This window comes from Sphingobium trunci, from assembly GCF_022664535.1.
In the GTDB taxonomy this organism is placed as follows: domain Bacteria; phylum Pseudomonadota; class Alphaproteobacteria; order Sphingomonadales; family Sphingomonadaceae; genus Sphingobium.
The window spans coordinates 1-12,999 of record NZ_JAKUJY010000044.1 but is presented as its reverse complement, the minus strand read 5'-3'; the positions used below and the strand labels follow the sequence as shown (position 1 = coordinate 12,999).

The 12,999-nt window shown below is 59.5% G+C and carries 18 protein-coding genes; 12 read left to right on the top strand and 6 right to left on the bottom strand.

What is annotated here, in order from left to right; translation table 11 throughout:
• The coding region (locus tag MJ601_RS21320) for a tyrosine-type recombinase/integrase (protein WP_491572944.1) at positions 1-270 on the top strand (270 nt) is incomplete at its 5' end.
• A gap of 439 nt (positions 271-709) precedes the next feature.
• Here MJ601_RS21320 and MJ601_RS21315 read toward each other — a convergent pair.
• The gene (locus tag MJ601_RS21315) at positions 710-1,198 is read right to left on the bottom strand and encodes a hypothetical protein (RefSeq protein WP_242130407.1); all 489 of its coding nucleotides are present in this window, start codon (positions 1,196-1,198) and stop codon (positions 710-712) included.
• Between the two features lie 11 nt (positions 1,199-1,209).
• Complete coding sequence (locus MJ601_RS21310; protein WP_242130406.1) at positions 1,210-2,166, bottom strand: toll/interleukin-1 receptor domain-containing protein; 957 nt, start codon at positions 2,164-2,166, stop codon at positions 1,210-1,212.
• Between the two features lie 222 nt (positions 2,167-2,388).
• On the opposite strand from MJ601_RS21310, the gene MJ601_RS22165 reads away from it, so the two are divergent.
• Positions 2,389-2,601, top strand: a complete 213-nt coding sequence (locus tag MJ601_RS22165; RefSeq protein WP_430980953.1) for a hypothetical protein — start codon at positions 2,389-2,391, stop codon at positions 2,599-2,601.
• Between the two features lie 127 nt (positions 2,602-2,728).
• Here MJ601_RS22165 and MJ601_RS21305 read toward each other — a convergent pair whose 3' ends face one another.
• Positions 2,729-3,247, bottom strand: a complete 519-nt coding sequence (locus MJ601_RS21305) for a hypothetical protein (protein ID WP_242130405.1) — start codon at positions 3,245-3,247, stop codon at positions 2,729-2,731.
• Positions 3,248-3,699: 452 nt separating this feature from the next.
• Here MJ601_RS21305 and yhhA (MJ601_RS22160) point away from each other — a divergent pair, with 452 nt between their 5' ends.
• Genes yhhA (MJ601_RS22160) through MJ601_RS21285 form a run of 5 tightly spaced genes read left to right on the top strand, consistent with a single transcriptional unit; the run spans position 3,700 to position 6,655 of the window.
• Positions 3,700-3,873 (top strand): YhhA family cyclophane-containing RiPP, encoded by a 174-nt coding sequence (gene yhhA / locus MJ601_RS22160; RefSeq protein ID WP_491572943.1) that lies wholly within the window; start codon positions 3,700-3,702, stop codon positions 3,871-3,873.
• A complete protein-coding gene (gene yhhB / locus MJ601_RS21300) occupies positions 3,870-5,018 on the top strand; it encodes a cyclophane-forming radical SAM/SPASM peptide maturase YhhB (protein WP_242130404.1) in 1,149 nt (382 codons plus the stop codon). The genes yhhA (MJ601_RS22160) and yhhB overlap by 4 nt, the downstream gene beginning before the upstream one ends.
• Before the next feature lie 10 nt (positions 5,019-5,028).
• Positions 5,029-5,202: a YhhA family cyclophane-containing RiPP gene (gene yhhA, locus MJ601_RS21295; protein ID WP_242130403.1), complete on the top strand. Its 174-nt coding sequence runs from the start codon at positions 5,029-5,031 to the stop codon at positions 5,200-5,202.
• A 6-nt stretch (positions 5,203-5,208) separates the two neighbouring features.
• A complete protein-coding gene (gene yhhC, locus MJ601_RS21290) occupies positions 5,209-5,817 on the top strand; it encodes a cyclophane-containing peptide 2OG-Fe(II) oxygenase YhhC (RefSeq protein ID WP_242130402.1) in 609 nt (202 codons plus the stop codon).
• Positions 5,810-6,655: an aKG-HExxH-type peptide beta-hydroxylase gene (locus MJ601_RS21285; protein WP_242130401.1), complete on the top strand. Its 846-nt coding sequence runs from the start codon at positions 5,810-5,812 to the stop codon at positions 6,653-6,655. Before yhhC ends, MJ601_RS21285 begins: the two co-directional genes overlap by 8 nt.
• Before the next feature lie 11 nt (positions 6,656-6,666).
• Here the strand turns inward: MJ601_RS21285 and MJ601_RS21280 are convergent, their stop codons facing one another.
• Both MJ601_RS21280 and MJ601_RS21275 read right to left on the bottom strand, forming a co-directional pair.
• A complete protein-coding gene (locus MJ601_RS21280) occupies positions 6,667-7,461 on the bottom strand; it encodes an HNH endonuclease (RefSeq protein WP_242130400.1) in 795 nt (264 codons plus the stop codon).
• A complete protein-coding gene (locus MJ601_RS21275) occupies positions 7,458-8,864 on the bottom strand; it encodes an AAA family ATPase (RefSeq protein WP_242130399.1) in 1,407 nt (468 codons plus the stop codon). Before MJ601_RS21275 ends, MJ601_RS21280 begins: the two co-directional genes overlap by 4 nt.
• A 124-nt stretch (positions 8,865-8,988) precedes the next feature.
• Here MJ601_RS21275 and MJ601_RS21270 point away from each other — a divergent pair, with 124 nt between their 5' ends.
• From MJ601_RS21270 to MJ601_RS21260, 3 genes are all read left to right on the top strand, one after another.
• Positions 8,989-9,384 carry a hypothetical protein gene (locus MJ601_RS21270; protein ID WP_242130398.1) on the top strand — a complete coding sequence of 132 codons (396 nt, stop codon included), beginning with the start codon at positions 8,989-8,991 and terminating at the stop codon, positions 9,382-9,384.
• Positions 9,385-9,407: 23 nt separating this feature from the next.
• The gene (locus MJ601_RS21265) at positions 9,408-9,638 is read left to right on the top strand and encodes a hypothetical protein (protein ID WP_242130397.1); all 231 of its coding nucleotides are present in this window, start codon (positions 9,408-9,410) and stop codon (positions 9,636-9,638) included.
• 135 nt (positions 9,639-9,773) lie between these two features.
• Complete coding sequence (locus MJ601_RS21260) at positions 9,774-11,234, top strand: hypothetical protein (protein WP_242130396.1); 1,461 nt, start codon at positions 9,774-9,776, stop codon at positions 11,232-11,234.
• A 490-nt stretch (positions 11,235-11,724) separates the two neighbouring features.
• Here the strand turns inward: MJ601_RS21260 and MJ601_RS21255 are convergent, their stop codons facing one another.
• On the bottom strand, positions 11,725-11,934 hold the full coding sequence (locus MJ601_RS21255; RefSeq protein ID WP_242130395.1) for a helix-turn-helix transcriptional regulator: 210 nt from the start codon (positions 11,932-11,934) through the stop codon (positions 11,725-11,727).
• 464 nt (positions 11,935-12,398) lie between these two features.
• On the opposite strand from MJ601_RS21255, the gene MJ601_RS21250 reads away from it, so the two are divergent.
• Positions 12,399-12,701: a type II toxin-antitoxin system RelB/DinJ family antitoxin gene (locus tag MJ601_RS21250; protein WP_137709962.1), complete on the top strand. Its 303-nt coding sequence runs from the start codon at positions 12,399-12,401 to the stop codon at positions 12,699-12,701.
• Positions 12,698-12,997 (top strand): type II toxin-antitoxin system RelE/ParE family toxin, encoded by a 300-nt coding sequence (locus MJ601_RS21245; protein WP_242130394.1) that lies wholly within the window; start codon positions 12,698-12,700, stop codon positions 12,995-12,997. Before MJ601_RS21250 ends, MJ601_RS21245 begins: the two co-directional genes overlap by 4 nt.
• The last annotated feature ends 2 nt before the right edge of the window (positions 12,998-12,999 follow it).

Sequence of the window (12,999 nt, the reverse complement as noted above, 5' to 3'; positions counted from 1 at the left end):
TTGCGGCGTATGGGCTATGCGCAGGATGAGATGACCGGTCACGGTTTCCGGGCCATGGCGGCTACGCTATTGAACGAGATGAGCCTGTGGCATCCTGACGCGATCGAGCGGCAGCTTGCCCATTGCGACAACAACGCCGTGCGCCGCGCCTATTCGCGCGGGGAATATTGGGAGGAGCGCGTCCGCATGATGCAGCATTGGTCCGATCACATCGACTTCCTGCGCGACGGCGCGAAGGTTCTCAAGGGTCCGTTCAAAAAAGCGGAATAAGCGGCATGTTTCTTCGACCATTTGTGGCCGCTTAGCCGGCGATTTCCACTTACCAAGTGCGGACTGGCGTCTGTGGATGGCTCCCGCGTTGCAAATGTAAAGTGATGATCTGACGTCCCGTCGGGTGCAGTCGTCTGTCCGGCCTGTTGATGCAGTCGGGTGCAGACTACTGGCCCTGATGGTGTCCGCGAACAAGGTCCGATCGGCTTTGCAGGCTATGACCCTAAGACAGTCCTTGGGTTGTCCTTGCTCCCCGTCCGACCGGTTCTGCCATCACATCCTTCGCGCCCACAACCTCGTGAAGCTGATCTCCTCAGCTAAACTTTGATTTATGCCGTAGCCAGCATCGGCACATGCGCTTCGCTAGGTAACAGAGTCTTTGTGCATTGACGATGTTATCCAGCAGTAATTTTGACCAGCCGGAACATAACAGCGACCGTCAGTTGGTGATCGGAGTCGCATCCACTGTCGCCAACACTCGTTTCTCCTCACCTACTCCCAGTACGATCTGCCATTTAAGGAAACAGGCTGACTGGTACGCCGCGCAGGCACGCAATCCATCAAGGATCGTGATAGAGCTTGCCGACGAGTGAAAACGCCCTTCAAACTGCACCCGCAGGGATAGCTTGTCCTCGGAGCGTTCCATTGCGCCTCGCGGAATAAAATGCCCCTGCGCCTCACTCAGGCTGGCCTCGTCCAATTCGATACGGACGCCCGGAAGATGAAGGCCATTCCAACTATTCTGGCCGTCACATTCGAACGCAAAAAACCGACCGAGCTGATGGAGTTCGTCAAGACAAACGACCACGGGCTTGCCCTCGCTCATAACGATCAGGCAGCGGTGTTCATGGTCCCCGCGAGGCAGGACAAGAGTCATCTCCTGCGCGACTGATATCGGGGCGGCAAAACACTCGGACGGATCGATCATGCCTGTGCCTCCTAGCGGCTCTGAAGTGGTTGGATGAGCATTCCCCAATACAACTCAGCGGCTCCTTCCTGAGAAAGCTTTTCACCGGTTCCGCCCCTAAAACTCATCCCCATGGATTTCAGGTAGAGCATTTGGTCATCAGCTTCGACGCTAAGATTTTCATTGAAGGAATTGCTCTCGCTGGTTTCATTGGCAGTATAGGCAATGCCGTTCATGAAGCCGCCGCCCATGAAAACCGTGCAGCGTGTCAGGCCCTTCCCGCCGCGATAGATCACCGCATTGAAGCGGTTTGCATCAAGGCGCCGGAATGTGCCCTCGATGCCGGGATTACGGGCCTGAAGCTCCTTAAGTGAGCCCTCGAAGTAGCGGGCAATGAACTCGAAAGTCTCGACCTTGAAATGGTCCTTGTCGCGCTCCGTGAAAGTCTGCGCGAGGCGCAAATTGCTAGATCGCGAAGCCGGTGCGGCCAATGACTGCGATCGCGACTGCATTGGTGAGAAAGTATGCGCTGGTAATTCCCGCTGCTGTGGCCCAAGCTTCGCTGCGGCGGCCCGGATAGCCTTCGTTACTTCGAGGAACGCCTGATCGCGATCAGCCCACTGGGTGACAGGCTTTCCGTCGGTAGGCGTCGCCAGCAACTTGCCGAATGGCGTTCCATGCCAGTCGCAGGGACGGAGGATCACCGGAATAGCGACTGCCTTGCCAGCCTCGTGACGTTCCATGGCACGCTGCATTTCGCGGTCATAGCAGTAGTCCGAGGCCAGAAATGCGGGGCTGACCAGCAAGAGAATTATATTCGCCATTTCGAGATTGCTACTGATGGCGTGGTCGATCACCTCACCCGCCGTAATGCGGCGGTCATGCCAAGTGGCGATGACATTCTGGCGCTTGAGAATGGCGAGTTGCTGCTCCAACTGGTTGCGCAACTGCTCGTCCTCGTGGGAATAGGAGAAGAAGACAGATATCATTGGAACCCCAAAAATTTAGAAATCATGATGGAGAACAAAACGAGATTGCGCAAGGGCGTTGCAAGTTATATCTACGCTGCCGTCTCAGGCGCGCCCTGAAGGCGACATTGCTGTTGGACACCGTGTTTCCGATCGTCTGAACTGACGGAGGTCGCAGGCTTTAAGTCCGATGCTTTGCACACCGTAAGGTCGTGGCAGACCATTCCAAGACGAGGTAATTTGATGCGTCGCACCCTCATCGCTGACGGTTCAGGGAACCTGCCAGCACTCGAGACAAGATGTGCCGCTTGCGACGGCGAGGGTCGCATCCCCAATCGGAGGGACGGCAACCGGATAGAGTACGGCGGCCACTGTAATGCATGTAACGGCGGCGGCGCTGTCCCGACTGAGGACGGCAAAAGGCTTCTCGAATTCCTCCGCTGGAACCGGCATTAAAAGGTACAATGCGAGGATTTCGATCCGAAGACACTACATTTGTATCGTCCATTTTTCGGACAACAGACGCCGAGAAGTCGTTCGATGACTGTTCTTGATCGTCCGCCTGTGCAGGCCGAAATACTGGCTAAGTCTTGGGTTGAGCCTCAAACGAACGAATTACCTTCACATTTCCGCTCTCCCGGACAGCGATGCTCCAACGGGTAAATCCACACGCTTCATCCGCACTGCCTTCGGTGAAACCCTTCATCAAGGGCACCCGATATGGGTCGTCGTGAAATTGATCCCCGAGCCTCCGGCAACAGATGAAGAGTTGTCCACTCCTGAGGACAAGTGCGCCAGCAGGGTCAAATTCCTCCTCGGAATTGTAACGGGACGTGGCATCCACCCGATACTCAACCTGACTAACTATTACGCCACGGATGGCGTTGCCGACACCAACGGCGGCCTCTTGGAAAGCATATGATCCATCCAAGTGGATCAAATGCTTCTGGTCATCCCAATCCACAACCAAGCCCATCGGGAGATTGGCGCGGTACGGCAGAAACAATCCGCACGATCTCTCGTCGGCGTTCTTGCCGAGCCGAACCGGCGCGACAGCGGACATTGGCAGATCCAATGCTTCTGTATTTGTCTGGTTGCTCATTCGACGCCCTCTTCGTTTGTCAATCGCTACCGATATGCATGTAGGCGCGACGGCTCACAAGTCCCATGGTCCTTCCGGCTTTACGCCCAGTCTCGCGATAAATTTTCAGGGACGCCTGTCGGTAACAACGCGTAGCAGTCGCTTCGGCCGTTGACTCCATTATGGACGCTTAGCTCCGTCGTATTTTCAGGGATTTATACTCTAAAAATATCTTCATTTAACCTATTTATAAGCCGATTGATCGATCTAATTAAAAATAATTACAATACAAAACTCAATTTTTCAGGAGTAATTAAATATAAAATCTATTATATATTATAGTTTTATTTGAAATATATTATCAATTCTGTGGTTTATTAGATAATTAATTGCAAGTTTTGTTGACATAAATCCCCAAAAAAAGCTCGATAATGCAGCGAATTTATTGCTAGAATTCAGCCGCTTTCGTCGCTATGATAGAGGATAGAAAGGAGCACTTCATGCAGACGAACAACCAGATCGCAGCAAACGTCGATGCCCCCCTGAGCAGCGCAGCACTTGCGAGGGTGATAGCCGAAGTACGCACCGGGGATGTGCGGGCAGCGACGGGCGCGTATAATCGGACCTATAACCGGCACAATCGGTGACCAGTTCGGAGGACGGCGCGCACCAGCTTGACACGGTCCTGCTCAAGGTTGCGAGCCGCTGCAATCTCGATTGCAGCTATTGCTATGTCTATCATATGGGCGACAATGCGTGGCGCGATCAGCCCAAACAGATGTCGGATGCGGTGCTTGACGCCGTCACACGCCGTCTGGCCGATCAATATGCGCTGCAAGCCGCTCCGTTCAGTGTTGTTCTGCATGGCGGGGAGCCACTGCTTCTCGGTGCAGCGAAACTCGAGCGGTTCTGCGCGAAGCTAAGGGATGCCCTGCCGCACCCCTGCGGCATCCATGTCCAGACCAACGGCGCGCTGCTGAACGAACCGATCATCGATGTGCTGGTGCGCTATGATGTCGGCATTTCCGTGAGCATCGACGGTCCGCAGGATGTCCATGACCGGTTTCGCGTCGATCATCGCGGAAAGGGATCCTATGCGCAGGTCCGCGCCGGGATCGAGAATGTGACTGCGCGGGTGGACGCGCGCCCGTTGCTGGCAGGCGTGCTTGCCGTGATTGACCCGGAAAGCGATCCCGCCGAGGTCTATGCGGCGCTCAAGGCTTTGGGCGCTCCCGGCCTCGACATCCTCCCGCGCGACGGCAATTGGGAGACGCTGCCGTTCGGGAAGACGGCACCGGGTACGACCGAATATGGGCGGTGGCTCGAGGGGTTTCTGGACAGCTATTTGTCCGATCCCGAGCCGCCAAGGGTCCGACTGCTCGACGATATGTTGCGGCTCGTTCTTGGTGGCCGCTCGATCAAGGAAGGCGTCGGCACCACCGATTACGGGATACTTGTCATCGAGCCGGACGGCACGGTCGACAAGAACGATACGCTCAAAGTCGCGGGGGCCGGCGAGGATCGCTTCGGCGAACGCTGGTCGGTGTTGACGGATAGCTTCGACCAGATCCTTCGCAGCCCGGCCTTCGCTAATTATTATCGCCAGCAGCGGCCGAGCGCTGCTGCATGCCAGTTCTGCCCCGATCTCGCCATTTGCGGCGGCGGCATGGTCGCGCATCGCTGGAGCGAAAAGCGCGCCTATGACAATCCGACCATCTTCTGCGCCGACCAGCGCCATCTAATTGCAAAAATGCGTCGTCTGGTCGAAGCAGCCCTGCCCCATGCCGCCTGAGGATTGAACCATGCGTAACGAGCCCATTCCATTGCCCCGCGACGCGGTGGCGCCGGCCCGCGATCTCCCGCTCACCGACAGCGTAGCGCTGCAGCGGTTAATCGCCGAGGTGCGCCAGCGCGATGCCGGTGGCATCGCCGACACCACCCTCTACAACCGCACCTATCATCGGCATAACCGCTAGCGTGCGATGCCAGTCTTGGATCGCCTCGACCCTTACGCGCGGCTCGAACCGGTGGAATCGGTAACGGCACCGTTTCGCTACTTCGTGGCGGAGCATTGCCTCAATGCTGCGATCGAGCCAGTGCTGCTGGACTGGCTGGAGGCGGATGCGCCCTGGGCGCTGGTCGAGACCGATTTCTATGAGCAGTTCGAATTCGATCTGCGTGACGCCGATCTGCCGCCAGCGCTTGCGTGTCTTGTCGATCCTGACATGCTCGCTCGCTTGCGGCGAAAGATGGAGCAAGCGCTCGGCGATGCGCTCGCCCCGCACATTCAAATGGTCGCGCACCGCCTTGATCCCGGCCAGCGCATCGCCATCCACAATGATATGCGCGAGGGCGGCGAGACGCACCGGCTGACCATCCAGCTCAATCGCGGGCTCGACGATGCCGATGGCGGCTTCTTCATGCTCTTCAACAGCGATGACGCCGAGGACATTCACCGGATCCTGCGCCCCGTCTCGGGCAGCGCGATCGGTTTTGCGATCAGTCCGGCATCGCATCACGCCGTTTCGCGGCTGCATGGCGGCACGCGGTTTACACTGGTCTATTCCTTCTTCGCCAAGCGCGATGAGTGATATCGGGACCGAGCTCAACGTGCGGATCGTCGCAAACGAGCCCTGCTGGTTTCCCGGTCTTTCCGGCCGTCTCGCCGATGCGTTCTGGTCAAACCCGCAGCCCATCGACCATGCCGATTATACGACCGCGGCCTGGCTCGGAGAGTCGCGTCTGCCCGGCGCAAGCGTGATTTCGCCCCACGGCCTGTCACTCGAGCCCTTGCCGCACGCATTTGAGGTCCGCTTCCGGAGTGCGTTCCCCGAAACAAATGATGTTACGGGCGTTGTCGCGGCGGTCGGCGCGGCGCTCGACCAGCTACGTCCGGGTGGCGCAGATTATATGGTCACCGGCCTGGTCCGCGCAATCCACGTGATCGAAGCGCTGGCACCAGGTTATGATGTCAGCCATTCCGAACCCTCGATCCCGTTCTCGATCTTCGTGTCGGTGCCGATCGGTGAGCGCCACGGCACGCTGCGCCTTGCGGAATCGCTGCTGCACGAAGCCCTGCATCTTCAGCTGACCTTGCTCGAACAACATGCGCCATTGGTGTTGGAGACCGACGCGACCGGCTTTTCGCCGTGGCAGCAATGCGAACGCCCAGTCGCCGGCCTGTTGCACGGTCTTTATGTGTTCGCCGGGATTGATCAATGGCTGACGCTGCTCGACGCATCGCCTTTGACCTCCTCCGAGGACCACATCTATCTGACCCGCCGCCGGGCCGAGATCGCACAGGAAATCGCCGCGGTCGCAACGCTTGCCGACGCTCCAGGCCTTACGCCGACCGGCCGCCGCTTCGCGCGTTGGCTGCTGCGGTCGCACGAGCGCGCCTGGGGCCGCTTGCATCAGTGCGCTGGCTAGAGGGCGGGCAGTTACGCCTCCGAGACAGGGAGGAAATTCTCGCCGGCATCGAGCGCAGCCAGATGATCGGCTGCTGCGGCGCTGAACCTGGCACCGGGCAGGATTGCGGCAGCAAGCTCAGCTCGCGCACGTTGGAGAAACGCGATGGCCTCGGGACGTGGATCGCCGTTGAACAAGGACACACTTTCATACACCAGCGTAAGCATCCGCAGGTGCTGGAGCCGGTCACGCGCGAGGGCTGTCCTTCCAAGTGCGAGAATATCGATTGTCGCGTTGCCCGCAGCGGTCAATCCGGTCGCCGCTTCGCCCCGAAACGCGATATGCGCGCGCGGGTCGCGCGGACCATAGGCATCTAGCAGCAGCGGCTGCTCCAACGTGATATCGGCGTGATGATCGCGGGCACGGTTGGCTTCGTTCTCCAGGGGAAACCAGTTGCGCTTGCGATAGGAATTGCAATCCGGACAGGCGTAGCAGAGGTTCTCCCAGTTGTAGCCCAGCCAATAATAGCCCGGATAAATACGTCCGGCATCGGTATCGACCGCGCTCTTCGGGCGGTAATGCTCAACATCACCTGCGACATTGGCGTCGAAGATCGCCTCGCAGAAGGCGCATTTGTCGTGCTGGTCGGCCTTTAATTGGCGTTTAACGACGTCGGTGCCGTAAATCCCTTTGCGGATGTCGAAGCTTCGCGCCCCGCTGCGATAGTCGGCTGTGGCCGCATCATAAGCGGTGCAATTGTCATCATTGGCCTTGACCCCGCGCCCGAGCGACGACGGCACCTCGGTAGATTTGATATGGCGGATCACGGCGCGCGCGTCGTCAGCAGCGCAGCGGCTTCGCGAATGAGCTTGGCAGCTTCGTCGTCCTCGCGTGCGAGATCGCTTGGGATCGCAGCGACTAGGGCATTAGCGGCCTCGAGCCGTTCCCGATCGTCTGGATCGAGCGTCTCCTTGCCCAGCAGGGTCCGGCGTGTCTCGAAGGCTTCGACAATCTCAGGGGCATAAGGGTCGGCATCGTGAAGCAATCCGACGCTCACCTGGTCGAGCCGCCAGCTGCGCACGGTCTGTGGGTCGTTGTCGATGATTGCGTGATCGCCTTCCCGGGTGACCACCGCGATATTGGTGTCGAGATAGGTCTGCGCCAGCACCGGGCTGTGCGTCGTGACGATGAACTGCACTTTGGGAAAAACGCCAGACAGGTCACGCCGGACGCGGCGTTGCCATTTGGGATGGAGATGGAGATCGAGTTCATCGATTAGGACGATCGCCGGTTCGCGGAGCGGATCGACGCTGTCCTTGTGATATTCGGCCATGCGCCAGGCGAGGTCGACGGTCCACGCGAACATCGTCTGATAACCGATGCTCAGCGAGTGGAGCGGGACTTCGCCTGAATAAGTTTCGATCCAGACTCCGGTCTTTTCTTCGGCGAAGCCGGGAAGCGCAGGACCATAGACGTGGATGCGCTCGGGACACTCGACTTCGGGTAGGATGCAGGCGAGCGCCTGCCGGATCTCGCGGTAGAGGACGGCGGCGCGGCTTTCTGCGGTGCTGCCGGATTTGCCATTGCGATTACGATCCTCGCGCAGCGCGATATGATCGAGATCTTCGAGAATCTGAACGGCATCGGCGAGTTCGATCTCGGCGTTGAACAGCGAAGCGGTCGGGTCCTCCTGATCGGAGACGACATCGCTGCGTCGGTATGGCGGATGGCGGGCTGCGCTGTAGCCAACGACCAGCGGCGGGAGGAATGGCTTGCGTTTGGTCTTGCTGAAATCGAATTGGGTGAGATCCTGCTTCTCGACGCGATATGCTGCCTTGGTCGCGACGTGCTTCCCACGGCCTTTGGGCCGTTCCGCCGGCCGAAGTTCTCGTCCGATCGAGAATTCTGCTTCGATGCCGACCTGCAATCCTTCGCCGACCCGCGCGATCTCGACCAGCAGCGCGTCTTCATAAGCCGGAATCGCCGGCTCAACGCGATCGGGGTCGCGCGCGTCGGTGCGCCCGCTTTGCTCTACGTTGAGGATCGGCCGCATCAGCGCCAAACATTGCAGGAGCGTGGTCTTGCCGAGGCCGTTTTCGCCAAGCACGAGGGTCCAGGGTGCAGGTCCGCCATCCAGCCGAAGATCGAGCACGACGCCAGGCAGGAACGCTTTCACGTTGGAAAGGCGCAACTCGCTGTAATAGACTGGCGCTGCCTCGCTGGTGTTCATAGGCTTACCTTCTCTTATCATTTGCAGCTGCGCGCGCTGGCCGACGGGAGCGCGGTATCGTCACCCGAATCCAGCGATGGCGCACTCGCCCGTTCGACTACCGATATAGCGAAGCGAGACTAGTATGCACGGAGTTATCCATCGACTGTTGCGACCGGGTGCTGGCCATGAAGTGGCGAAGAGCATAGCAGGCGGCGGCGCGGTTCCCGGTTTCATCGGGCTGCAGGACAATGCGAAATCGCAGCAATTCACCGCGGCCCGCACGCGCGGGCGAGTCCTTCACTCGAAAAAGGGCATCGATGCCGCCATCGACAACGCGATCACGACGCGCCTTTCCGCAAAGGATCAGCAGAAGTTCGCGGAGCAGATCCTGGTGATCACGGTGCCGCTCGGCTCGTCGCCAGACCGTAGTGCGCAGGAGTTGCAGGCTAGGCATGGTGCCAAGGCGGCAGCACTGCCCTTCAGTGAGGTCCACCTCCTTGATCCTGCGCGGCGCGGGCGGCATGTTCAACTCAAATAAATCGGACCAGCGAAGGATCAAAGATGAGTGGGACGGACGGCGGATTACCTGAACTCGAAGAGCTGTGCGACGCCTGCAACGGCACTGGAGACGCGCCCCCGGCCGCCCCCTATGAACCGCGGGCCAGTTTGAACTGCCCTAAGTGCAAGGGCCATAAGCTCGCGCCGACCAAAGCGGGTCAGAAACTGATCGAATTCATTAAGCGCCGTTTCAACCTGCCAGAGCGCGAGGCGCATCGATCGCTATTCGGTTAGGGTGCGGCGCCTGAATTCCGGACAGATGGGCTTGACGGGAAAGGCTCGCCGCAGATGAGCAGGCTCGGTCGGGACGTCTATCGCAGGAAGCTGGCGCGCTATCTGTCGCACAGCCTCGACGAGCAGGTGATTTCGATGATCTCGGCCCTGGTCGCCGTGCAGACTGGCCATGCTGCTGCGCTGAAGGCGTTGCCCGACCTGCCTGCCCATGCGCTCGGGGCCGAGCTTGGCTCTCCCTATCATATCCCGCTCTGGTCGCTGGAGACACTGGTCAACGAACTGCTCGCCACCCCCAAGCCGAGGAACTTCGGGATCGGCCGAACCCGGGTGCTCGATACGTCACGCTTCCAAACCTTGCGCGTGCTGCAAGGTATTCTCGTGAAGGTGGAAAATGCCGAGGACGGAATTTTTCTCGAGAACCACGATGTGTTCTATGAGATGGCCCGCATCGCGCAGCGCCAGTTTCCCTGGCAACGCGGCGTCGCCAACGCACCGCATTTGTACCGGTCGATCCTGCTGTATGGCACAGGAAGCGCCCGCAGCTTCTTCGAAGCAGATGCCAGTATGTCGCTGCCCGATTTCGTAAAGGTCGGCGCGTGCTTTTCGGGCGCGCTGACCGGGCGGGACTATGGCGACCGCAACCGCGATCTGTCGATGATCGGCATTGGAGCGCAGGTCCGCGAAGCGGCACTGGCCAAGCTGTCGATCGGGCATGGCGCGGCACGTGCGCGCACGGCTAAGATGCGCGAAGGCCAGCGTCACACCGGCTACAGCCCCAGCATCCTGCGTGACTTTCCGATCATCGCGTTCGGTGACAACGGCGAGCGCCTACGCGCGCCGATCCCCGAGCTGATCATGTATCGCTATACGTCGGGCCTGTATCTCGATGTTGTGCGCGGCGGCGCTTCGGTCTGGGCCGATATCGGCAAGCGCTTCGAAGCCTACGTTCACGACTATCTGCAAGCAATGATGGCGCCGTTCGACGTCACTGGCGAGACGACTTATGGACCGAAGAAGGCGCAATATCGCACACCGGACATTCTCGTGCACCAGGACAGCTGCGTAGTCGCTGCCATCGAGTGCAAGGCCAAGCGCATGAGCTTCGCGGCGCGCTATGCCGATGACCCGCTTGCCGACGCCGCGCTCGGCTTCGATGAGCTGGCGAAGGGCATGTTCCAGCTTTGGCGTTTCTTCGCCCATGCCAGGAAGGGCGTGACCGGGTCATTGGCAATGTCGACGCACTGCCAGGCAATCATTGTCACTGCCGACAGTTGGCTCACGATGGCGCGGAACCAGGCCGAGAAGGTGGTCTCGGCAGCCCATCAACTGGCGGATGCCGACGGCGGCATCGAACCAGTCGACCGGCGCGATGTCGCATTCTGCCAGATCGACGACGTCGAGTTCGCGCTCCAGAACGGCAATGCGGACAGTTTCCTCGCCGCGGCGCGGGAGATTGCATCGGGCCAGAAGAAGCATTTCATGCTGTCTGTGGCCCATGGAGCCGAGCTAGGCCAGCAACGCGATTATCCCTTTGCGGACAAGATTGCCGACCTGCTCCCATGGATGGACGATTTCGAACGGACGTCGACCGACTGAATCAGGGATGGCGCTCGCCTTATGCGCCTCCCTGCGGAAATTCGCCTTCCACGCATCAAGCCCTGGAAGAATCAGCAAAAGGTTCAGGGAGGACGGATGGCAACAAACAACTCTAAGCCACCACGCTCGACTGGACGATTCCACAAGGTTGGGATCGCTACACCCAGAGCGAGCGATATGGTACCAGTTGTTCGCGTGTCAGTCGCGTCATACCACCCTAAATAATTGCTAGATCGTCCTAGCTGTTGCCCCCTAAGCCGCCGTTAGCTCACGTCGCGAACGTCCACTTTCCCCGCCCGGGCGCTTAAGACCCGACCGAGCGCAATGTCCCCGCCTTTGCCGCAAACGAACGGGCCGATCGGGCTCCGCTGGAATCGGAAAAGCGCCCGTCAAGGATGATCCCCTGTCTGCCCATGGCCAACCGGCGACCGAGATTCTGGAGAGTAATCATCCGTCGGGCGTGTGCCGGCGTTCGAGATTTCACGATCGATCATCCAGAGGTACAGCCCTCCTCCCGGTAGGCAGCCGGATTGGCAATCCAGCGATTGACGGCGGATTCGTGCCAGCCAGCGCCGTGGACGCTGATCGGTATCTGCCTGGGGAACGTCCCCTCCGCGATCTTGCGATAGAGGGTGGAACGGGAAAGCCCGGTACGGGCCAGAACGGTCTTCATACGGATGATACGATCACTATTGTTCATGGGGCAATTCTTTCAATTCATGTTGCTGCACACGCCCCCAAGGATCAGCATCGGGCGGCTCCGTTGCCCCGGCAAGAGGGCAGAACGGATCAATTGGGAGCGTTGGGGTTCAGGATGGCAAACGCTGGCGGGCTCTGGCGGTCCGTTGCGGAACAGGGTGGAAATCGGCATAGGGCCAGCCACGCGAAATGGACGGCTCAGATTTTTTCCCACCGCGTCCCACGGACACAGTGCTCAACGTTTTGCGGAGCCGCGTTTAATGCGACCAAGCGCTTGGTTCAGGTCGATTCGTTCATGGCAATTCCTCCAAATTACGAAGGTCTGGCCGCCGATGATCAGCCTGCGTCAAACGATCCTGGCTCGCAAGGGGCGGCACTGAAGTGCCGCCCGATGGCTCGTCCTCGATGCTTCTCGGTGGCAATCGTCATACGATTGCATTACATTGCGGGCGAAGGAGTGTCCCCATGGCCCATAACGCGCTGATCCAGACGCGAATCGACGCGGACGTGAAGGAGCAAGCCGCCGCCGTCTTTGAAAAGATGGGGCTGACCGTGTCCGACGCCGTCCGTATCCTGCTCACCCGGACGGCCCGCGAGGGCATCGTTCCCATGGAACTGCTCGTGGAGAAGCAGGCCTATGACGAATGGTTCAGGGCAAGGGTGCAGGAAGCACTGGACGACGAACGGCCCGACATTCCCGATGAAGAAATCTCAGCGACATTCGCCGCGCTCCGGGAAAAGGCGCGCAAGGGCCTTCCCCCGCAATGAAACTGGCCTGGTCGCGACACGCGGCCGCCGACCGCATGGCCATTTTCACCTGGATCGCGCAAGACGATCCACGAGCGGCCGTGCTTGTCGATGACCGGCTGGAGGATGCGGTACGCCGGCTTATCGACTTTCCGGAAAGTGGCCGCCCTGGCCGGGTCGAAGGCACGAGGGAACTCGTGGTGGCCCGAACCCCCTATGTCGTTCCTTACCAGATCGTCGGAGACACGGTGCGTTTGCTCCGCGTCATTCATGGCGCGCGCATGTGGCCGCAGGAGATAAACGACGGGGATAGTTGAAT